The organism is Parviterribacter multiflagellatus (genome assembly GCF_056863265.1).
Genome location: NZ_JBXPIZ010000007.1, coordinates 255,103 through 276,157, shown reverse-complemented (window position 1 = coordinate 276,157; position 21,055 = coordinate 255,103). Strand labels below are relative to the sequence as shown.

The following is a 21,055-nucleotide window of genomic DNA, read 5'->3' as shown; positions in this document are numbered from 1 at the left end:
CCGGTGCGCAGCCTCTGCCTCATCGTCAACCCGCACGCGGGCGGTGGCCGGACCGCGAAGGCCCTGCCCGAGGTGGAGGACGCGCTGCGCGGGCTCGGCCTGCCCTTCCACGTCGAGCACACGCTCTCCATCGCCCACGCCGTCGAGCTGGGCCGCGAGGCGGTCGCGCGCGACGAGGTGGCGGTGAGCTTCGGCGGCGACGGCCTGGCGGGAGCGGTCGCCCACGCGGTCCGCGGCACGGACGGCGTGCTCGGCGTGCTCCCCGGCGGCCGCGGCAACGACTTCGCGCGCAAGCTCGGCATCCCCCGCGACCCCGCCAAGGCCGCGCACGTGCTGGCCACCGGCGCGGAGCGGACGGTCGACGTCGCCGAGGTGGAGGACCGCACGTTCCTCGGCATCGCGAGCTACGGCTTCGACTCCGAGGTGCAGGACCTCGCCAACGCGACGACCCGTGTGCGCGGCCAGGCGGTCTACCTCTACGCGGCGCTGCGGACGCTCGCGGGCTGGCGGGCGACCGGGCTGACGTACACGCTCGACGGCGCGGCGAACGCGCAGCGGTTCGCGGGCTACGCCATCGCCGCGTGCAACTCCGGCGTGTTCGGCGGCGGGATGCAGCTCGCGCCCGACGCCTCGCTGGAGGACGGCCTGCTCGACGTCGTGCTGATGGCGGACACGCCCAAGCGCGCGTACCTGCGCGGCCTGACGCGCGTCTTCAGCGGCAAGCACCTGCAGGACGCGCACGTGACGCTCGTGCGGACCCCCGAGGTGCGCGTCGACGCCGACCGCCCGTTCCGCATCTACGCCGACGGCGACCCGATCGGCACGACGCCCGCGACGATCCGCGCGGTGCCGGCGGCGCTGAAGGTCCTGGTGCCCGCGTGAGCGCGAGCCCCGGCCTCCGCGCCTCCGCCGCCCTCGCCCGGGCCGCCGGCACGCTCTCGCGCCGCACCGGCCGCGGCGGCACGTCGCTGCCCGGCAAAGTGCTGCTCAAGCTCCAGCCGCACGCGATCGGGAAGCTGTCGCGGCAGCTGCCGCGCGGCAACGCGGTCATCAGCGCGACGAACGGCAAGACGACGACCGCGGCGATGGTCGCCGCGATCCTCGAGCGCGGCGGCGCGCAGCTCGTCTCGAACCGCACCGGCGCGAACATGGCCGGCGGCGTCGCGAGCGCGCTGCTCCACGGACGCGGCGACACGGGCCTGTTCGAGGTCGACGAGTTCTGGCTCCCGCAGGTCGTCCCCGAGCTGCGGCCGCGCGCGATCCTGCTGGCGAACCTCTTCCGCGACCAGCTCGACCGCTACGGGGAGCTGGAGACGATCGCCGACCGCTGGGTCGAGGTCGTCGAGCGCGCCCGCGACTCCGCCCTGGTGCTCAACGCCGACGACCCGACCGTGGCGGACCTGGGCGTCCCGCGGGGCGGCGACGGCGTGACGTACTTCGGGGTCGAGGACGACCGGGTCGCGCTGCCGGGGCTCCCCCACGCGTCGGACGCCAAGCACTGCCGCCGCTGCGGGCAGCCGTACGTCTACGACGCGGTCTTCCTCGGGCACCTCGGCCGCTACCACTGCCCGACCGGCGACGCACGGCGGCCCGAGCCGCAGATCGCCGCCGAGGACGTCGTGCTGGAGGGCGTCCGCGCCGCGCGGTTCACGCTCCGCACGCCGCAGGGCCGCCGCACGGTGCACCTGCCGCTGCCCGGGCTCTACAACGTCTACAACGCGCTGGCCGCCGCCGCGCTCGCGCTGGAGCTGGGCGCGCCGCTCGACGACGTCGTCGCGGGCCTGGAGGCGGTCGCCCCCGCGTTCGGCCGCGCCGAGACCGTGCACGTCGGCGGCCGCGACCTCGCGATCCTGCTCGTCAAGAACCCGGCGGGCGCCAACGAGGTCGTGCGGACGCTGGCGCTGGAGGGCGGCGAGCTGGACCTGCTCGGCGTGCTGAACGACCGCACCGCCGACGGCCGCGACGTCTCGTGGGTGTGGGACGCCGACTTCGAGGTGCTCGCGCCGCGCGTGCGCCGGATGGTCTGCGCCGGCACCCGCGCCGCCGAGCTGGCCGTGCGGATGAAGTACGCCGGCGTCGACCCGGCCCGCCTCCACGTCGAGCCGTCGCTGCCCGCGGCGATCGACGACACGATCGCGCAGGCCGCGTCGAGCGACGTCTACGCGATCCCGACCTACACCGCCATGCTCGAGCTGCGCGCCGAGCTCGTCCGCCGGGGAGCGGCGTCGTCGCAGTGGACGAGGTGATCTGGCACGACGTCGAGTGCGGCTCGTACGCCGCCGACCTGCCGCTGTGGCGGGAGCTGTGCGCCGTGCGCCCCGACCCTGCCGCACCCGTGCTCGACCTCGGCGCGGGCACGGGCCGCGTGGCGCTCGACCTGGCGGCGGCGGGCGTGACCGTCCACGCGCTCGACTACGAGCCGGTGCTCCTCGCGGCGCTGCGCGAGCGGGCGGAGGCGCGCGGGCTGGGCGCGCGCGTGGTGACGCACGAGGCCGACGCGCGCGCCTTCACGCTCGACGCCGCGCCGTTCGACCTCATCCTCGCCCCGATGCAGACCGTCCAGCTGCTCGGCGGGCCCGAGGGCCGCGCGGGCCTGCTGCGCAGCGCGAAAGCCCACCTCGCGCCCGGCGGCCTGGTCGCCGCGGCGATCGCGCACGAGATCGACGCGTTCGACGAGCAGACGCTCGTCCCGATGCCCGACGTGCGCGAGATCGCCGGCGTCGTGTACTCGTCGCGCCCGGTCGCGATCCGCGAGGACCCGGGCGGGTTCGTGCTGGAGCGGCTGCGCGAGCGGGTCGGCACCGACGGCACGCACGTGGCGAGCGAGGACCGCATCCGGCTCGACCGGCTGGACGCGCGCGCGTTCGAGCAGGAGGCGCGCGAGCTGGGCTTCACGATCGACCGGCGGCGGAGCGTCGCCGAGACCGCCGACCACGTCGGCTCCGAGGTGGCGATGCTCCGTGGCTGACCCCGTGCTGCGCGTCTGCGCGCTCTATCCCGACCTGCTCAACATCTACGCCGACCGCGGCAACCTCCTGCTGCTCGAGCAGCGGTGCCGGTGGCGCGGGATCGGGTTCGAGCTCAGCGCGGCCGGCCTGCGCGAGGGCGTCGACCCCGACGCGCACGACCTCTTCTACATCGGCGGCGGGCAGGACCGCGACCAGCTCCTGTGCGCGCAGGACATGGTCGACACCAAGCGCGCGGCGCTCCACGCCGCGGCGGACGCCGGGAAGGTGATCCTCGCGGTGTGCGGCGGCTACCAGCTGCTCGGCAGGGGCTACGGCGAGATGCCGGGCATCGATCTCGTCGACGTCGACACGCAGCCCGCGCCCAGCACGAGCGACCGCCTGATCGGCAACGTGGCGATCGAGGTCGACCTCGACGGCGACGGCCGCACGCAGGTGCTCGCCGGCTTCGAGAACCACCTCGGCCGCACGACGGTCGGCCCGGGCGACGCGCCGCTCGGCCGCGTGCTGAAGGGCCACGGCAACGACGGCGCGTCGGGCTTCGAGGGCGTCCGCCGCGACGGCGTGATCGGCACCTACCTGCACGGCCCGCTCCTGCCCAAGAACGCCTGGTTCGCCGACTGGCTCATCCGCCGCGCGACGGGCCTCGAGGAGCTCGCGCCGCTCGACGACGCGCTCGAGGACGCCGCGCACCGCAGCGCCCGCCGCGCCGCCGGGCTGGACTAGCCGCAGGGCCGCGCGTTTCGCCGCGCCCGGAGGTGGAGAGGCCGCCGCCATGGCTGCGACCGCCGCTTCCACCGAGACCATCGAGGTGCTGGACCCCGCCACCGGCGAACCCGTCGGGACGATCCCCGCGAGCGGGCCGGAGGAGGCCGACGCCGCCGTCCGCGGCGCACGCCAGGCCGCGCACGCATGGGCGCGCACCGCGCCCGGCGACCGCGCCGCGTGCCTCAAGGCGGGCGCGCGGGCGCTGCGGGAGCGGCTCGACGAGGTGGCCGAGCTGCAGACGCGCGAGGGCGGCAAGCCGATCGGCGACTCGCGCGGCGGCGTCGAGGCGGGCATCGGGGCGATCGAGCAGTACGCCGAGCTGGGGCCACTCCACCGCGGCCAGCGGCTCCAGGGCGGCTGGGAGGCGGTCGACGAGATGGTCCGCGAGCCGCGCGGCGTCGTCGCGCTCCTCACGCCGTGGAACGACCCGGTGGCGATCGCGTGCCAGGGCATCGCCGCGGCGCTCGCGGCCGGCAACGCCGTCGTCTTCAAGCCGTCCGAGAAGACGCCGCTCTCCGGCGAGCTGGTCGCCACCGTCCTCCAGGCCGAGCTGCCCGAGGACGTGCTCACGCTCCTGCACGGCGACGGCCGCGCGGGCGCCGCGCTGGTCGCGCACCCGCAGGTCGACGCGATCGTGCACACCGGCTCGGTCGCGACCGGCCGCACCATCGCGCAGGCCGCCGCGGGCACCCCCAAGCACCTCGTGCTGGAGCTGGGCGGCAAGGACCCGCTGATCGTCGACCGCGGCGTCGACCCGCGCTGGGCCGCGCAGCAGGCGGCCCTCGGAGCGTTCGCCAACGCCGGCCAGATCTGCACCGCGGTCGAGCGCATCTACGTCCACCGCGACGTCGCCGACGCGTTCACGACGGCGCTCGTCGAGGAGGCCGAGCGGTTCGAGATCGGCCCGCTGATCGACGCCGCCCAGCGCGACACGGTCGACCGGCACGTCTGCCAGGCCGTCGCCGCGGGCGCCCGCCTCGAGACCGGCGGCGCGATCCCCGACCGGCCCGGCTTCTTCTACCCGCCGACCGTCCTGACGCACGTCCCCGACGACACGCCGCTGATGCGCGAGGAGACGTTCGGCCCCGTCGCGCCCGTCCGCGTGGTCGACACGTTCGAGGAGGCGCTCGGCCTCGCCAACCGCACCGACTACGGCCTCGCCGCGACGGTCCTGACGGACGACGACGAGCACGCCAGGATCGCGGCGCGCGAGCTCGTCGCCGGCACGGTCAAGATCAACGCCGTCTTCGGCGGCGCGCCCGGCGGAGCGGCCCAGCCGCGCAAGGCGAGCGGCCACGGCTTCGGCTACGGCCCCGAGCTGCTCGACGAGCTCACCGTCACGAAGGTCGTGCACCGATCCCACGCGGTCCGCGCGCAGAGGTAATGTCGCGCGCATCACGCGTTTCCGTCCGTCCGCCGCCGCGGCCGTCGTCACGGTCTGCCTCCTGCTCGCCACCGCGCTCGCGGCGTGGTTCGGCGCGCGGCAGGTCGACCAGCGCGCCGACGACGCGCTGACCGAGCGGGCGGCCGCGATCGCGTCGACGATCGACCGCCGCGTCGGCACCTACCTGGAGAAGACGTACGGCATCCGCGGCCTGTTCCAGGTGCGCGATCCCAGCCGCGTGCAGTTCGAGACGTACATGGCGGGTCAGCGAATCCAGGAGCGCTTCCCCGGCGCGCTCTCGCTCGGCGTGGCGGAGGTCACGACGCTCCAGGACCGCGACGAGTTCATCGACCGCATCGACTACGACGCTGGCGTCAGCGGCCTGCCGTACCCGCGGTTCGCGATCCGCCCCAACGCCCAGCGCCCGCTCAGCGTCGTCGTCGACTTCACGCACCCGGTCGCGGGGCTGCAGCGCGCGTTCGGGTTCGACCTGCTGTCCGAGTTCAACCGCCGCAAGGCCGTCACGCGCGCCCGCGACCTCGCGCGCCCGGCGGCGACCGCGCCGCTCACGTTCGTCACCGAGTCCGGCGACGAGCAGGGCGTGCTCGTGCTGCTGCCGATGTACCGCGGCGAGGACCAGTCGCCGCCGGCGTCCGAGCGCCAGGAGCGCTTCCGCGGCGTCGCGTACGCCGCGCTGCGCCTGCCCGACCTGATGAGCGGCATCGCGACCCAGCGCGACGACCTGGAGATCTACGACGTCGGCTCGGTCGACGACCCGGTCCCGGCCCGCCTGCGCGCGGGCTCGCAGGCGTTCGACCTCCAGGGCGGCCCGAACGCGCCGTCGCGCGACGAGGAGGCCAGCCGCGTGCTGCCGCTCGCCGTCGCGGGCCGCCGCTGGCAGGTCTACTTCCGCCCCGGCGCGGAGCTGGTGAGCGGCTCGGAGGAGGCGATCCCGTGGCTGATCGCGGGCCTCGGCCTCGTCGTCTCGCTGCTCGCCGGCGCGACCGTGCAGGCGATGTCGTCGGCGACCCGGCGCGCGAAGGCGCTGGCGGACCAGATGACGGTCGAGCTGCAGCGCTCCAACGAGGAGCTCGAGCGGTTCGCGTTCCTCGCCTCGCACGACCTGCAGATGCCGCTGCGGACGGTGTCCGGGTTCCTCCAGCTGCTCGAGCACCAGGCCGGCGACCGGCTCACCGAGCGCGACCACGAGTACATCGACCAGGCCCAGAAGGGCACGAGGCACATGGCCGGGCTGATCGACGACCTGCTCGCCTACTCGCGCGTCGGGCGCGAGGACCGGCCGCTCAGGCCGGTGCCGCTCGACGACGCCTGGGACTCGGCCGTCGAGCAGCTCAAGACGACGATCGAATCCGCCGATGCTCGGGTGAGCCGCGGCGAGCTGCCGGTCGTGACCGGTGATCCCGGCCAGCTCGTTCAGGTTTTCACCAACCTCATTGGAAATGCGGTCAAATACCGAGGTGAGAATGCCCCCGAGGTCCATGCAGAGGCAGAGCGCGTGAACGGCGCGTGGGAGATCGCCGTCGCCGACAACGGCATCGGCATCCCGCCCGAGCACCACGCGCGCATCTTCGAGATGTTCCGCCGCCTGCACACCGAGGAGGAGGTCGAGGGCACCGGCGTCGGCCTCGCCCTCGTCAAGCGGATCGTCGAGCGCTCCGGCGGCACGGTCCGCGTCGAGTCCGAGCCCGGCCGCGGCTCGCGCTTCGTCGTCTCCCTCGAGCCCGCCGAACGGAAGCTGCGATGACCGCCGCCGGCGACGTCCTCCTCGTCGAGGACGCCGAGGTCCACGTCGCGTTCTGCGAGCTGGCCTTCGAGCGCGAGGGCCTGCCGGACGTGCTGCGCGTCGCGCGCGACGGCGAGTCGGCGCTGAAGGAGCTCGACGAGGACCCCGAGTCCCCGCCGCGGCTGATCCTGCTCGACCTCGGCCTGCCCAAGATGTCGGGCTTCGAGGTGCTCGAGCAGGTTCGCAACCACCCGAACCCGCGCGTGCGCCGCACGCCCGTCGTCGTGCTGACGACCTCGCGTGCGCCAGGTGACGTCAAGAAGGCCTACGAGCTGCACGCGTCGTCGTTCGTGAGCAAGCCCGTGGAGCTCGACGAGTTCGTGCAGCTCATCGGCGAGCTGCGCCAGTGGTGGCTCAAGCGGGTCGAGCTGCCGTAACCGGCTAACGACGGTCGGTCCGCCCTATTCGATAGGTTCGATCGACAACGTATGGCGGCCACCCTCGAGTTCCGGCAGGCGTCCAAGCGCTACCCCGGGGCCGCCGATCCGGCGGTCCGCGACCTCTCCCTGGAAGTGCCGGCCGGGGAGATCTGCATCCTCGTCGGCCCGTCCGGCTGCGGCAAGACCACCGCGATGCGGATGGTCAACCGCATGATCGAGCCGACCTCCGGCGACATACTGCTCGACGGGCGCAGCGTCCGCGAGACGCAGGTCGACCGGCTGCGGCGCTCGATCGGCTACGTCATCCAGCAGATCGGCCTGTTCCCCCACCGCACGGTCGCGCAGAACATCGCGACGGTGCCGGAGCTGGAGGGCTGGGACCGCAAGCGGACCGCCGCGCGGGTCGACGAGCTGCTCGACCTCGTCGGGCTGGAGCGGTCGCTCGCCAAGCGCTTCCCGGCGCAGCTGTCCGGCGGCCAGCGCCAGCGCGTCGGCGTCGCGCGTGCGCTCGCGGCCGACCCGCCGCTGCTGCTGATGGACGAGCCGTTCGGCGCCATCGACCCGATCGCGCGCGACCGGCTCCAGGACGAGTTCCTGCGCCTCCAGGGCGAGATCCGCAAGACGATCCTCTTCGTCACGCACGACATCGACGAGGCGATCAAGATGGGCGACCGGATCGCGGTGATGAAGGTCGGCGGCGTGCTCGCGCAGTACGCGCCGCCCGCGGACCTGCTGCTCCACCCCGCCGACGACTTCGTCGCCCAGTTCGTGGGCCGCGACCGCGCGCTCAAGCGCCTGTCGCTCCTGCGCGTCGGCGAGCTGCCGCTGGAGGCGGCGGACGGCGGGACGCCCGACGGCGCGCCGCTCACGGCCGACACGCCGGTCCAGGACGCGGTCTCGCTCCTGCTCGCCGCGCCCGAGCCGCGCCTGGCGGTCGTGGACGGCGGTGGCACCGTGGTCGGGGTCGTGACGCTCGACACCGTCCACACCGCGCTGCAGCACGACGCGTCGGGGGCGCCCGACCCGGCGGTGGGCTGATGCTGGCGCAGGTCGAGATCCGCGACCGCTCGACGGACGCCGCGTCCTGCGTGCAGGACAACGGCTTCTGCCCGGACTGGATCGTCGACAACTTCGACCGGTACGTCGACCCGTTCTGGCAGCACGTCTACCTGACGGTCGTGTCGGTCGGGATCGGGTTCGTGATCGCGTTCGGCCTGGCGCTGCTCGCGCACCGGCGCCGGTGGCTCGTAGGGCCGATCACCAACGTCACCGGGATCCTCTACACGATCCCGAGCGTCGCGCTGTTCTTCCTGCTCCTGCCGATCACCGGCCGCGGCAACACGACCGCGATCATCGCGCTCACCGGCTACACGCTGCTGATCCTCTTCCGCAACATCTACGAGGGCCTCGCGGGCGTGCCGGAGGAGGCGCGCGACGCGGGCCGCGGGATGGGGCTGTCCTCGCGGCAGCTGCTGTGGCAGGTCGAGCTGCCGCTCGCCCGGCCGGCGATCTGCGCCGGGCTGCGCGTGGCGCTGACGACGACCGTCGGGCTCGCGGCGCTGGCGTTCTTCGCGGGCGCCGGCGGGCTGGGCGAGCAGCTCAACGCCGACAAGACGTTCAAGTCGAACGTGATCGTCGCGGGCGGGCTGTGCGTGGCGCTGGCGGCGGCGCTCGACGCGCTCGTGCTCCTCGCGCAGCGGCTGACGACCCCGTGGACGCGCGCGGAGGCCGCCCGGTGAGCGGCGCGGCACCCGTCATGGCGTCGCTGTCGTCGGACTTCGGCGACGCGCTCGACTTCATCTTCACCTCGCAGGAGTCGCGCGCGGGCGGGTCCGAGATCGGCGGTGCCGAGGTCCTGCGGCTGCTGTGGGACCACCTCGTCCTGTCCGTCACGGCGCTCTTCGTCGGCACGCTCGTCGCGCTGCCGCTCGGGCTGTGGCTGGGCCACACGCGGCGCGGCTCGTTCCTGCCGATCGGCGTGGCCAACGTCGGCCGCGCGGTCCCGTCGATCGCGCTCATCGTCTTCTTCGTCGCCTACCTCGGCACCGGCTTCGCGAACGTGATGCTCGCGCTCGCGCTGCTCGCCGTGCCGCCGATCCTCGCGAACACGTACACCGGCGTGCGCGGGGTCGATCCCGACGCCGTGGACGCGGCGCGCGGGATGGGCATGAGCGGGTTGCAGGTGGCCCGCCGGGTGGAGCTGCCGCTGGCCGCTCCGCTCGTCATCGGCGGCATCCGCACGTCGGCGGTCAACGTCGTCGCCACGGCGACGATCGCGCCGCTCGCCGGGGTCGCGTCGCTTGGCGACCCGATCATCTCCTACGGCGTCTACGGGGACGCCGGCAGGCTCGGGGCCTCGATCGTGGTGGCGTTGCTCGCCGTCGCAACCGAGGTCGGGCTCGCCGGGGTCCAGCGCCGGTTCACTCCCACCACGACGAGGCTCCAGGAGGCCACGTGAAGCACCGCTCCCTGTTCGCTCTTCTTTCGCTGTTCGCCTGCATGTTGGCGCTCGCCGCGTGCGGCGACGACGAGGAGGACTCTGGCGCGTCCGAGGCGCCGGCCGCCCAGACCGAGACCGGCTCGACGGCCTCGGGCACGGGCATCCAGAAGAACGAGGCCAACGCCTCGACGACGATCACCGTCGGCTCGAAGAACTTCACCGAGCAGAAGATCCTCGGCGAGATCTACGCCCAGGGCCTCGCGGCCGCGGGCTACACGGTGAAGACCGAGCTGAACCTCGGGGACGAGAAGACCGCCCAGCAGGCGCTGAAGTCCAAGGCGATCGACGGCTACCCCGAGTACACCGGCACGGCGCTCCTCTCGCTCTGCGAGGTGCCCACCGACGACATCCCCAAGGACCCGGACAAGGCCTTCCAGGACGCGAAGGAGTGCTTCGCCAAGGACGGCCTGACCGCGCTGCCGCCCACGCCGTTCACGTCCTCCAACGAGGTCGGCGTGAAGGAGGCCGTGGCCAAGGCGAACGGGCTCGTGAAGATCAGCGACCTGTCGAAGGTCCAGGACAAGTTCACGCTCTACGGCTCGCCCGAGTGCCGCCAGCGCACGGACTGCCTGCTCGGTCTCGAGCAGACCTACGGCCTGAAGTTCAAGAAGTTCACACCGGTCGAGATCGACCTGCGCCACGAGGTCCTCGACCGGGGCGACGACGTGGCCTCGATCGTGTTCACGACCGACCCGCAGAACAAGCGCGACAAGATCACGCTGCTCGAGGACGACAAGGGCATGTTCCCGCCCTACAACTCGACGTTCGTCGTGCGTGACGACGTCGCGCAGGCGGCGGGCGGCGACCTGACGAAGGTCATCGACCAGGTCAACCAGGGCCTGACCGACGAGGTGATGCAGGAGCTCAACGCCCGCGTCGACCTCGACAAGGAGACGCCCGAGGCCGTCGCCGGGCAGTACCTCCAGGAGTCGGGCCTGGTCTCCGCGTCCTAGCGGACGACCTCGCAGTTGCGATAGCGGTCACCCGGGCCACGGCGCACGACGTCGTGGCCCGGGCCGCAGTCCACGATCTCGCCGCGCTCGCCCCAGCCGGCGTTGACGACGTCGTTGCCGGGGCCCGCGTCGATGCGGTCGCGGCCGTAGCCGCCGTTGATCTTGTCGGCGCCGGAGCCGCCCTGCAGGTTGTCGTCGCCGCGGCCGCCCTCGAGCTCGTCGCTGCCGGGGCCGCCGACGAGGAGGTCGTTGCCGAAGCGGCCGAAGAGGCGGTCGTTGCCGGCGCCGCCGAAGAGGTCGTCGCTGCCGCCCGCGCCCTCGAGGTCGTCCCTGCCGCCCTCGCCGCGGCACGTGTCCGCGCCGTTGCCGCCGCGGAGCGCCTCGTCGGCGTTCGTGCCGCCGGAGCTGCACAGACGGCCGTTGATGGAGGAGTCCACGCGGACCTTGCGCTCGCAGCCGGACGCGCGGCGGGCGGTGCCGATGCTCTCGTAGTGGAGCGTGTCGAAGCCCGGACCGCAGTCGACACGGTTCTTGCCCGGGCCGCCGTAGATCGTGTCGTCGCCGCTGCCGCCGCTGATGAAGTCGTTGCCGCGCGCGCCGTTGATGAGGTCGTCGCCCGCGTCGCCGTAGAGCCGGTCGTCGCCGAACCGCGCCTCGACGATGCGGTCGTTCCCGCTGCCGCCGTGCACGGTGTCGTCCCCGTCGCCGCCGTCGATCCGGTCGACGCCGCTGCCGCCGCTGATCGCGTCGTTGCCGCTGCCGCCGTGGAGCCGGTCGCCGCCGCCCTGGCCGAGCAGGCGGTCGTTGCCGCCGAGCCCGTGGAGCGTGTCGGCGCGGCCGGAGCCGCTCATGTGGTCGACGCCGAGCGACCCCGAGCGCGCGGTGGCCGCGGAGGTCATCACGAGCGCGAGGACGAGCGTGAGAAGGGGGACATAACGGCGAGCCATTGCCTTGGTGATCGACAGTCAGAGGGCGTGGTTGAGCCCGCCGCGCCCCACGCCGCCACTTCACGAACGACGACCACCAGAGGTAGATTGTGCGTATGAGCACACACGTTCCGGCGCGTCGCGTCACCGCCCTCCCAAAGACGCATGACAACGGCGTCGACTCGATCGTCGCCGGACGGTTCGGGACCTTCGTTCTCGCGAGCACGACGCCGTGGACCCAGCCGTACGGTGAGCTGGTCGGCGTGATCGTCGAGGCTCTCGAAGAGGATCCACGGGTTGTTGAAGTCAGTCCGCCCGAGCGCCTAGACGAGGCCTGGTGCGCAGCCCGCGTAGCGTTCCCGGCGCCGGCTCATCCGGAGTACCTGATCACGGGCGCGGACGCACTGCACACGTTGCGGCTGAGCAGCTGGATCCGTTTCTCTGTTGAGGTACCCGCAAAGAACCAAAGGCGGATGATGGAGGAGGACGAGCTACCCACGAAGTACGACGTTCTCTGGGACGGCGTCGTCGCTCTCGTGGTGTGGACTGCCCCCGCGGATAAGGCGCTACCGATGTCCGGCGGCCATGTCGTCGTCGACCTGTTGCGAGATGCACTTGCACGACGAGGTCTGGTCCTCTATGTGCAGGCTTGCTCACCCAACTGTCACAACGACTTCGCACATACGACACTTCGGCTCAGCGCAGGCGCCTCGGACGCCGCCGACGTCGAGTACCGCCCGAGCGGATGGTGGGGGGAGGTAGACGCGGCGGTCCCCGCCGAGATTGAAGATCCAGTCGCATTCGTGTTCAGCGATCTCCGGATCCCCGCTGAGGAGTTTGCCTGGCTCAAGAACCTTGGCCGGCGCATACTCGAGGTCGAATCCGACACGCGCCAGACACTCGGCCAACTGGTCGGCACGGATTACCAGCGCGCACAGTTGCTGAGGGCGCCGTTGCGTATGCGGATGATGCAGCGATGGCAAATGCACGGATGGCACCGCGAGTCGCGCGCCCGCATCGCGCGCATCTGGCTTGCCCTGACGAATATCGAGACTCTGCGACGCCAGTGGGACGGCCAGCTCTTCGAGTTCGAGACAAGAGCGGCCGAGCGCGGGCTTGTCCAGCTTTTTGAGCAGGACTACACCGACGAGGTTGATCGCGTCCGTTCCCTCGATCTCGATCTGATGCGATCGGGAGTCGAAGAGGCAGCGACACGGCTGGACAACGGCGCGCTGATGCGTGTGACCGCGGTAGCCGCCGTCGCAGGCGCGGTCGCTGGCGGCGCGGTCGGGTTACTCGCCGGCTAGAACGCGTGATGTACATGCGCCGCGCGTTAGGGTGCGCGGCTTCATGGAGCTCTCGGTCCGCCTCCTCCACCCCGCCGCGAAGCCGCCTGCGCGGACGCGCGCCGGCGACGCCGGCTACGACCTCGCTGCGGTGGAGGACTTCGTGTTGGCGCCCGGCGCACGGGCGACGGTGCCGACCGGCGTGGCGATCGCGCTGCCGGACGGGCACGCGGGCCTCGTGGTGCCGCGGTCGGGGCTCGCGGCACGGCACGGGATCTCCGTCGTCAACGGGCCGGGGCTGATCGACCCGTCGTACCGCGGCGAGGTCAAGGTGATCCTGGTCAACCTCGGCGAGGAGGCGTTCGCGGGCGCCGCGGGCGACCGGATCGCGCAGCTGCTGGTGGTGCCCTTCGCCGCCCCCGCCGTCGTCCTCACCGACGCGCTCCCCGGCTCCGCCGACGGGCGCGGTGAGGCCGGGTTCGGCTCGTCGGGGCGATGAGCGCGGGAGCCCCCTCGCCCCCGACGCGCCTCACGGCCTACCTCTCCACCGCGCTCACCGGCGTCGCGCCTGAGGCGCGGGCGCGGATCGACGCGACCGTCGCGGTGGTCCGCGAGGTGTGCGCGGCGCCCGCGGTCGACCTCGACGTCTACTTCCCTGGCGACGTCACCGACCCGATCCGCGACGCGCACGTCACGCCCGAGGACGTGTTCCGGATCGACCGCGACCGGGTCAAGTCCGCCGACGTCCTGATCGCGTTCGCCCACGTGCCCAGCCTGGGGGTCGGGCAGGAGCTGAACATGGCGCTCGCCTCCGCGCTGCCGGTGGTGCTGCTCGTGCCGGAGGGGGTGCGGGTGAGCCGGATGACGCTCGGCGCGCCGGCGGACACGACGGTCGTGCCCTTCGCCTCCTCCGCCGACCTCCACGCACCGCTCCACGACGCCCTCGCCGCGCTCCGGCCCGCGCTGCTGGCGCGCCGCGAGCGCCTCGCCGCGCTCGACGCGCACGTGGTCGGCGCGCGCGTCCGCGCCCTGCGCGAGGCCCGCGGCCTCACCCGCGCCGACCTCGCCGCCGCAACCGGCCTCACGCCCGCGCTGCTCGCCCTCCTCGAGGAGTCCCCGGACCGCCTGGCCGACCCGAGCCTCACCCACCTGCGCCTGCTCGCCGCCGCGCTCGGCGTGCCGGTCGCGGACCTCCTGTAGCGCGCGGCGCTGCCGCGCCCCGCTCGCCTGCCGACGGTTCGTGACATCTCGTGCGGCGGGGGCGCACGAGATGTCATCCAGCGTCGCCTGCCGACGGTCAACGACATCTCGGTGCGCCGATCGCGACGAGATGTCACGCAGCGTCGGCCCGCACGGCGCTGCGGGCGCTCGCCACCGACGAGACGGGCCCGATCGAGGGCTGGTGGTGCGCGTCGTGCGGGCGCATCGAGGCGCCGCAGCCGTGCATCGGCGTCTGCCTCCGCCACCCGCAGCCGCACGCGGTCGTCCCCGCGGCGGCCGCGACGATCCTCCGCCGCCTCGCGCTCAGCACGCCGCGCGCGGGCCAGTGGCAGCGCTCGTGGGACGCGCTGCAGGCCGAGGCGCGCGCGGCCTACGCGTTGCCGGCGCCGTTCGAGCCTTCGGTGCCGTTCTCGGACGCCGAGTAGGTCGCGAACCGCTCCGCGACCGAGGCGGGGAGCCGTGCGCGGATGCGCACGCCCGCGGGCGTGTCCTCGCGCTCCAGGTCGCCCGCGACGTCGTGCAGCTCGGCCAGCCGGCCACCCTCGGAGTAGGGCAGCAGCAGCTCCACCGTGCGCAGGCGCTTCTCGAACTCGTCCTCGATCCGCTGCGCGAGGTCCTCGAGCCCCTCGCCGGTCGCCGCGCTCACCAGCACGCCGTCGGGGTGCTCGAAGAACAGCTCCTCGCGCCGCTCGGGCGTCAGCAGGTCCGCCTTGTTGAGCACGAGCAGCCGCGGCTGGTCGCCGGCGCCGATCTCCTCCAGCACGCTGTCGACGGCGCGGAGCATCTCCTGCATCTCCTCCTCCTCGGCGTGCGCGTCGACGACGTGGAGGAGCAGGTCGGCCAGGCGCGTCTCCTCGAGCGTCGCGCCGAACGCCTGGACGAGCTGATGCGGGAGCTTGCGGATGAACCCGACGGTGTCGGTGAAGAGGTACGGCCGGCCGTTGATCCGCGTGGTGCGGGTCGTCGGGTCCAGGGTGTGGAACAGCCGGTCCCGCACGCCGACCTCGGCGCCCGTCAGGCGGTTCAGCAGCGTCGACTTGCCGGCGTTGGTGTAGCCGGCGAGCGCGACCTGCGGGACGGCCGTGGCGGAACGCTCGGCGCGCATCGTCTCGCGGTGGCGCGACACCTCCCCCAGCCGGCGGCGCAGTGCGGCGATGCGGTTGCGCGCGAGGCGGCGGTCGGTCTCGATCTGCGACTCGCCCGGGCCACGGGTGGCGAACCCGCCGCTCGACACACCGCCGAGGCGCTCGAGGTGCGTCCACAGGCCGCGCATGCGCGCGAGGTTGTACTCGAGCTGCGCCAGCTCGACCTGGAGCTTGCCCTCCGACGAGTGCGCGTGCGCGGCGAAGATGTCGAGGATCGTCGCGGTGCGGTCGACGACCGGCATGCCGACCGCCTGCTCGAGGTTGCGCTCCTGCCGCGGCGACAGCTCGTCGTCGGTGACGATCATGTTCGCGTCGGCGGCCTTCGCGGCCTCCTTGACCTCCTCGAGCTTGCCCGGCCCCAGGTACGTGTTGGGGTGCGGCTTCTCGCGGTGCTGCACCGACTGACCCACGACCGCCACCCCGGCGGTGCGCAGCAGCTCGCGCAGCTCGGAGAGGTCGTCCCCCTTCTCGAGCGCGCCGACGATGTACGCGCGCTGCTTGGCGCGCGGCTGCGGCTGTCCGTTCTCGACCCCAGCGGTCACCCCCTCCATGGTAGGGGCGCGTTCCAGCCTGGCCAGGGAATAGGGTGGCCGCTCGATGAAGGTCCGCACCGCCATCCTCGCGCTGGTGGCGCTCGTCGCCAGCGTCCTCGTCGCCGTCACCGCGTCCGGGCAGGGGAGCTCGGCGCCCGCCGCCGCCGTCGGGGTCTTCCCCGCCGCCGGCGTGCCCACCGCGTCCCCGAGCACGGAGATCAGCTTCCGCGGCGTGGCTCCGAAGGACATCGGCACGGTGACGGTGACCGGCTCCGAGTCGGGCGCGCACGCGGGGAACCTCGTCCCGCACAGCGACGGCCGGGGCGCGAGCTTCGTCCCCGCCAAGGACTTCGCCGACAGCGAGAAGGTCACGGTCCAGACCGCGCTCGACGTCACCGGCGGCACCGACGGCGACTTCACGTTCACGACCGCGCCGCGGCCGAAGGAGGGCCTGGGCTCGGGCGGCTCGGCGCCCCCGCGCTCGCTCGCCCAGCAGCTCTTCGGCCAGCGCGGCAAGGCGCCCAGCGGCGCGGTCCCGCGCTACGAGTCGCGCCCGGACCTGCGCCCGCCGGAGGTCGATGTCACGCGGCCGACCAGGAGCGGCGTCGCGCCCGGCTACTCGTTCGTGTCCCCGAAGAAGGTGTTCGGGGCGAAGGACCGGCCGGGCCTGCAGTCCGGGCCGATGATCGTCGACGGCCGGGGCGAGCCGGTGTGGTTCGCGAACCTGACCGACGGCAACGTCAACGACTTCCGCGTCCAGCGGTACGAGGGCAAGCCGGTCCTGACGTGGTGGCAGGGCCGCCAGGTGCTGGGCACCGGCGAGGGCCAGGTCCAGATCGTCGGCCAGGACTACCGGTCGATCAAGACGGTGAAGGCCGGCAACGGCTACCAGTTCGACTTCCACGAGGCGTACATCACGCCGCGCGACACCTACCTGGGGATCGTCTACAGCCCGGTGCCGTGGGACTTGCGGAAGGTCGGCGGCCCGAAGAACGGCCGCGCGGTCGACGGGGTCATCCAGGAGGTCGACATCAAGACCGGCCGCGTGCTGTTCGAGTGGCACAGCCTCCACCACATCCCGATCACCGACGGCTACGGCCGCCACCCGGTGAGCCGGACGCAGCCGTACGACTACGCGCACCTCAACTCGGTGCGCGAGGACACGGACGGCAACCTGCTGGTCTCCGCCCGGGACACGCGCGCGATCTACAAGCTCAACCGCGCGACCGGCGAGTTGATGTGGCGTCTGGGCGGCAAGCGGTCGTCGTTCGCGATGCCGCGCAACGCCCGGCCGGCGTGGCAGCACGACGTCCAGCGGGACCCGAACGGGACGCTGCGCATCTTCGACAACCAGGCCGCGCCCCGGATCCGCCCGCAGTCGCGCATCCTCTGGCTGAAGCTCGACGAGGCGAGGAGGACCGCGTCGATCGCCCGCCAGTTCGAGCACCCCGACGACCTCTCGTCCGGCACGCAGGGCAACGCGCAGGCGCTCCCGAACGGCAACACGTTCATCGGTTGGGGCTCGCAGGGCTACTTCACCGAGATCACGAAGTCGAACCGCATCCTGTTCGACGCGCGCGTCGCCCGCGGCAACGACAGCTACCGCGCCTACCGCTCCCCGTGGACCGGCACGCCGGGCGAGAAGCCCGCGCTGGCGGCCGAGCGGCGCGACGACGGCCGCACGACGGTCTGGGCGAGCTGGAACGGCGCGACGGAGGTCCGCCGCTGGGACGTCCTCGCGGGCTCCTCCCGCTCCTCCCTGACGAAGGTCGCGAGCGCGCGCCGCTCCGGCTTCGAGACGAGCATCAACGCGAAGACGAGTGCCCGCTACGTCGCCGTGCGCGCGGTGGACAAGGACGGCGAGGTGCTCGCGACCTCGCCGGCCGAGCGCGTGCGCTCCGCGCGCTGAGCAGCGCTCAGGCGGACCCTTCGGCCGCGAGCTCGTCCAGCCTCCGGGCGGTCAGCTCCCGGCCGAGCTCCACCATGTGCGCGGCGCGGTGGAAGTCGAGCGTGCCGCACGCGTCGCGCGGGACGGTGATGAGCACGTCGGCGGGGAACGCCGCCATGCGGTAGCGGGTGACGAGGTCCTGCATGGCCTCGAGCGAGTGGTTCATCACGTCGAACCGCGTCAGGCCGGCGGGCAGCTCCTCGAACGTCTCGACCACCGCCTCGACGGCGTCGGGGGCGCTCTCGGCGGCCGGGCCCGCCCAGCGCGCCCGCAGCGCCCGCGCGGTCTCGGAGTCGAGTGCCTGCGCCGTCCCGCGCCGGAACCGGCGGATCCACTCGTCCATCGGGCGCGGCTCGGCGGTCTCGCGCACGGTCGCGCCCGCGTCGGCGGCGACACCCTCTCGCTCGCCACCGAGGGAGATGGCGATCGTCAGGTCGGACGCGACGGCGGCGGTCGGCGCGACCGGCAGCGGGTCCATCAGGCCGCCGTCGGCGAGCAGCTGCCCGTTGAGCATCACGGGCGTGAAGATGCCGGGGAGCGCGATCGAGGCGCGGATCGCCAGGTCGAGCGGGCCGCGCTGGAACCACACCTCCCGCCGGGCGAGCAGGTCGGTCGCCACCGCGGTGAACGGGATGTCGAGCTCCTCGATGCGCCGGTCCCCGACGAGGTCGCGGACGCGCGCGAGGACCCGCTCGGCCCGGATGACGCCCGGCGCCTTGACCGCGACGTCGAGCAGGCGCAGCACGTCGCGCTGCGTCAGCGACAGCGCCCACTCCGCGAACGCGTCGAGCTCCCCCGCCGCGTAGACACCGCCGACCAGCGCGCCCATCGAGCAGCCGGCCACGCCGACGACCTCGATCCCGCGCGCCTCCAGCTCCTGGATCGCGCCGATGTGCGCGTACCCGCGCGCGCCGCCGGCGCCCAGCGCGAGCGACACCCGGCGGACCGGCTGCTCGCTCAGCGCAGCTCCTCCTCGTCGTCCTCGTCGACCCAGTCGAGCGTGCGCTCGACCGCCTTGCGCCACTTGCGGTAGCTGCGGTCGCGCACCCGCGCCTCCATCTGCGGACGCCACTCCGCCGCCATGTGCCAGTGCGCGCGCAGCGCATCCAGGTCCGGCCAGACGCCGGTCGCGAGCCCGGCGGCGTACGCGGCGCCGAGCGACGGCGTCTCCGCCACCAGCGACCGGGCGACCGGCACGTCCAGCACGTCGGCGATGAACTGCATGAGCAGGTGGTTGGCGGTCATCCCGCCGTCGACCTTGAGCATGCTCAGCGGCAGCCCGGTGTCCTCGGCCATCGCGTCGACCACCTCGCGCGTCTGCCAGCCGGTCGCCTCCAGCACGGCGCGGGCCAGGTGCCCGCGCTCGACGTAGCCCGTCAGCCCGGCGAGCACGCCGCGCGCGTCGCTGCGCCAGCGCGGGGCGAACAGCCCGGAGAAGGCGGGCACGAAGTAGACGCCGCCGTTGTCGTCGACCGTCCGGGCGAGCGTCTCGATCTCCGCCGCGCTCCCGATCAGGCCGACCTTGTCCCGGAACCACTGGACCAGCGAGCCGGTGACCGCGATCGACCCCTCCAGCGCGTACGCGGGCGGCTGGCCGGGGAGGGAGTAGGCGACCGTGCTGATCAGGCCGTGGCGCGAGGCGCGCGGCGCGGCGCCCGTGTTGACGAGCAGGAACGACCCGGTGCCGTACGTGCACTTGGCCTCGCCCGGCGAGAAGCACGTCTCGCCGACCAGGGCGGCCTGCTGGTCCCCGAGCGCGGCCGCCACGGGGAGCCCCGCCAGCGGGCCCTGCGCCTCGCCGTAGATCTCGGCGGAGGTGCGGATCTCGGGCAGCATCGCGCGCGGGACGCCCATCACGTCGAGCAGCTCGGCGTCCCACGTGAGCGTGCCGAGGTCGAGCAGCAGCGTGCGGCTCGCGTTCGTCGGCTCGGTCACGTGGCGGCCGGTGAGCTTCCAGATCAGCCACGAGTCCATCGTCCCGAACGCGATCTCCCCCGCCTCCGCGCGGCGCTCGAGCTCGGGGTCGTGGTCGAGCATCCACCGCACCTTCGGCGCGCTGAAGTACGTCGCGAGCGGGAGCCCCGTGCGCGCGCGGAACCGGTCGCGGCCCTCGCCTGCCTCGAGCCGGTGCACCAGCTGGTCGGTCCGCGTGTCCTGCCACGTGATCGCCGGCCCGACCGGCTCTCCGGTCTCGCGGTCCCACAGCACGACGGTCTCGCGCTGGTTCGTGATGCCGAGCCCGGCCACCTCGTCGCGCCGGATGCCGGCGTCGGCGAGCGCGCGCTCGACCACCTCCACGACGTTGGCCCAGATCTCCGACGGGTCCTGCTCGACCCAGCCGGGGCGCGGGTGGCGGCTCGCGTGCTCCTTCTGCGCGACGGTCACGAGGCGTGCCTCGTCGGTGAAGACCATGCAGCGCGTCGACGAGGTGCCCTGGTCGATCGCGGCGACGTAGCGCGGGCTCACCAGCGCAATGCTCCCAGCTCGCGCGAGACCGAGCGCGCGGCCTCGCGGACGTAGACGACGAGGTCCTCGCGCGGCTCGCCCGCCGCGCACAACCGCTCGACCGGCCCCGAGACGCCGATGGCGCCGACGGTGAGCCCGCGGCGGTCCTGGATCGGCGCGGCGTAGCCCACCTCGCCCTCGACGAGCTCCTCGCGGTCCATCGCCCACCCGCGGGCCCGGATGCCGTCCAGCTCCTCGCGCAGGGCGTCGGGGTCGGTGATCGTCGCCGGGGTGTAGCGCTCGAGCGGCTCGTCCTCGCGCAGCCCGATGCCCAGCCCGCCGTACGCGAGCAGGGCCTTGCCGAGCGCGCCGGCGTGCGCGGGCTGCAGCGAGCCGACGTCGAGCGCCTGGCGCGAGCCGTCGGGACGGAAGACGTGATGGACGATGAGGACCTCCCCGTGGTGCAGCGTGCCGATCCGGACGCTCTCGCCGCTGCGCGCAGCCAGCGAGTCCGCCCAGTTGAGCGCGCGGGTGCGCAGCTCGTTGCCGTCGAGGTAGCTCGACCCCATGTGGAGGAGGGCCGCCCCGAGCCGGTAGCGGCCGGACTCCGGATCCTGCTCGACGAACCCGACCGACTGGAGCGTGCGCAGGATGCCATACGCGGTCGCCTTCGGCAGGCCGAGCTCGGCCGCCATCTCCCCCACGCTCAGGCGTTGCGTGCGCCCGGAGAGCAGCCGCAGGATCGCGGCTGCTCGCTCGATCGATTGGATGTTCCCGGGCACGACGCAACGACGGT

21 protein-coding genes are annotated in these 21,055 nt (G+C 73.4%); 16 read left to right on the top strand and 5 right to left on the bottom strand.

Translation table 11 applies throughout. From position 1 onward, the window contains the following. The first annotated feature begins 3 nt into the window (after positions 1-3). The 11 genes from AC1UE5_RS16860 (at position 4) to AC1UE5_RS16810 (ending at position 10,755) form a co-directional block, all read left to right on the top strand. Positions 4-882: a diacylglycerol/lipid kinase family protein gene (locus AC1UE5_RS16860; protein WP_482925585.1), complete on the top strand. Its 879-nt coding sequence runs from the start codon at positions 4-6 to the stop codon at positions 880-882. Then, positions 879-2,246, top strand: coding sequence for a Mur ligase family protein (locus tag AC1UE5_RS16855; protein WP_482925583.1), 1,368 nt, complete (start codon positions 879-881; stop codon positions 2,244-2,246). Before AC1UE5_RS16860 ends, AC1UE5_RS16855 begins: the two co-directional genes overlap by 4 nt. After that, positions 2,234-2,968, top strand: coding sequence for a class I SAM-dependent methyltransferase (locus tag AC1UE5_RS16850; RefSeq protein ID WP_482925581.1), 735 nt, complete (start codon positions 2,234-2,236; stop codon positions 2,966-2,968). Before AC1UE5_RS16855 ends, AC1UE5_RS16850 begins: the two co-directional genes overlap by 13 nt. Next, entirely contained in the window at positions 2,961-3,692 is a 732-nt protein-coding gene (locus AC1UE5_RS16845) for a type 1 glutamine amidotransferase (RefSeq protein ID WP_482925579.1), read from the top strand. The genes AC1UE5_RS16850 and AC1UE5_RS16845 overlap by 8 nt, the downstream gene beginning before the upstream one ends. Positions 3,693-3,741: 49 nt before the next feature. Continuing rightward, a complete protein-coding gene (locus tag AC1UE5_RS16840) occupies positions 3,742-5,118 on the top strand; it encodes an aldehyde dehydrogenase family protein (protein WP_482925577.1) in 1,377 nt (458 codons plus the stop codon). A 238-nt stretch (positions 5,119-5,356) separates the two neighbouring features. After that, positions 5,357-6,883 carry a sensor histidine kinase gene (locus AC1UE5_RS16835; RefSeq protein ID WP_482925575.1) on the top strand — a complete coding sequence of 509 codons (1,527 nt, stop codon included), beginning with the start codon at positions 5,357-5,359 and terminating at the stop codon, positions 6,881-6,883. Next, on the top strand, positions 6,880-7,299 hold the full coding sequence (locus AC1UE5_RS16830) for a response regulator (RefSeq protein ID WP_482925573.1): 420 nt from the start codon (positions 6,880-6,882) through the stop codon (positions 7,297-7,299). Before AC1UE5_RS16835 ends, AC1UE5_RS16830 begins: the two co-directional genes overlap by 4 nt. Before the next feature lie 51 nt (positions 7,300-7,350). Then, complete coding sequence (locus AC1UE5_RS16825) at positions 7,351-8,340, top strand: ABC transporter ATP-binding protein (RefSeq protein WP_482925571.1); 990 nt, start codon at positions 7,351-7,353, stop codon at positions 8,338-8,340. After that, positions 8,340-9,041, top strand: a complete 702-nt coding sequence (locus AC1UE5_RS16820) for an ABC transporter permease (protein ID WP_482925569.1) — start codon at positions 8,340-8,342, stop codon at positions 9,039-9,041. The genes AC1UE5_RS16825 and AC1UE5_RS16820 overlap by 1 nt, the downstream gene beginning before the upstream one ends. Further along, the gene (locus AC1UE5_RS16815) at positions 9,038-9,760 is read left to right on the top strand and encodes an ABC transporter permease (RefSeq protein WP_482925567.1); all 723 of its coding nucleotides are present in this window, start codon (positions 9,038-9,040) and stop codon (positions 9,758-9,760) included. The genes AC1UE5_RS16820 and AC1UE5_RS16815 overlap by 4 nt, the downstream gene beginning before the upstream one ends. Then, complete coding sequence (locus tag AC1UE5_RS16810) at positions 9,757-10,755, top strand: glycine betaine ABC transporter substrate-binding protein (protein ID WP_482925565.1); 999 nt, start codon at positions 9,757-9,759, stop codon at positions 10,753-10,755. Before AC1UE5_RS16815 ends, AC1UE5_RS16810 begins: the two co-directional genes overlap by 4 nt. Here the strand turns inward: AC1UE5_RS16810 and AC1UE5_RS16805 are convergent. Then, positions 10,752-11,702, bottom strand: coding sequence for a calcium-binding protein (locus AC1UE5_RS16805; RefSeq protein ID WP_482925563.1), 951 nt, complete (start codon positions 11,700-11,702; stop codon positions 10,752-10,754). The two genes, AC1UE5_RS16810 and AC1UE5_RS16805, sit on opposite strands and share 4 nt — an antisense overlap. 95 nt (positions 11,703-11,797) lie before the next feature. Between AC1UE5_RS16805 and AC1UE5_RS16800 the strand changes: the two genes are divergently transcribed. The 4 genes from AC1UE5_RS16800 to AC1UE5_RS16785 are packed head-to-tail and all read left to right on the top strand — an operon-like array spanning position 11,798 to position 14,613. Beyond that, complete coding sequence (locus AC1UE5_RS16800) at positions 11,798-12,988, top strand: hypothetical protein (protein ID WP_482925561.1); 1,191 nt, start codon at positions 11,798-11,800, stop codon at positions 12,986-12,988. Positions 12,989-13,031: 43 nt separating this feature from the next. After that, positions 13,032-13,466, top strand: coding sequence for a dUTP diphosphatase (gene dut, locus AC1UE5_RS16795; protein ID WP_482925559.1), 435 nt, complete (start codon positions 13,032-13,034; stop codon positions 13,464-13,466). Continuing rightward, entirely contained in the window at positions 13,463-14,167 is a 705-nt protein-coding gene (locus AC1UE5_RS16790; protein WP_482925557.1) for a helix-turn-helix domain-containing protein, read from the top strand. Before dut ends, AC1UE5_RS16790 begins: the two co-directional genes overlap by 4 nt. Before the next feature lie 50 nt (positions 14,168-14,217). Next, positions 14,218-14,613, top strand: coding sequence for a hypothetical protein (locus tag AC1UE5_RS16785; protein WP_482925555.1), 396 nt, complete (start codon positions 14,218-14,220; stop codon positions 14,611-14,613). On the opposite strand, the gene hflX is transcribed toward AC1UE5_RS16785, so the two are convergent. Continuing rightward, complete coding sequence (gene hflX / locus AC1UE5_RS16780) at positions 14,559-15,875, bottom strand: GTPase HflX (RefSeq protein WP_482925553.1); 1,317 nt, start codon at positions 15,873-15,875, stop codon at positions 14,559-14,561. The two genes, AC1UE5_RS16785 and hflX, sit on opposite strands and share 55 nt — an antisense overlap. Before the next feature lie 55 nt (positions 15,876-15,930). Here hflX and AC1UE5_RS16775 point away from each other — a divergent pair, with 55 nt between their 5' ends. Continuing rightward, a complete protein-coding gene (locus AC1UE5_RS16775) occupies positions 15,931-17,775 on the top strand; it encodes an arylsulfotransferase family protein (RefSeq protein WP_482925552.1) in 1,845 nt (614 codons plus the stop codon). Between the two features lie 7 nt (positions 17,776-17,782). Here the strand turns inward: AC1UE5_RS16775 and AC1UE5_RS16770 are convergent, their stop codons facing one another. The 3 genes from AC1UE5_RS16770 to AC1UE5_RS16760 are packed head-to-tail and all read right to left on the bottom strand — an operon-like array spanning position 17,783 to position 21,041. Beyond that, positions 17,783-18,751 carry a patatin-like phospholipase family protein gene (locus tag AC1UE5_RS16770; protein ID WP_482925550.1) on the bottom strand — a complete coding sequence of 323 codons (969 nt, stop codon included), beginning with the start codon at positions 18,749-18,751 and terminating at the stop codon, positions 17,783-17,785. A 20-nt stretch (positions 18,752-18,771) separates the two neighbouring features. Continuing rightward, complete coding sequence (gene glpK, locus AC1UE5_RS16765) at positions 18,772-20,280, bottom strand: glycerol kinase GlpK (protein WP_482925548.1); 1,509 nt, start codon at positions 20,278-20,280, stop codon at positions 18,772-18,774. Further along, a complete protein-coding gene (locus tag AC1UE5_RS16760) occupies positions 20,277-21,041 on the bottom strand; it encodes an IclR family transcriptional regulator (protein WP_482925546.1) in 765 nt (254 codons plus the stop codon). Before AC1UE5_RS16760 ends, glpK begins: the two co-directional genes overlap by 4 nt. Positions 21,042-21,055: the final 14 nt, after the last annotated feature.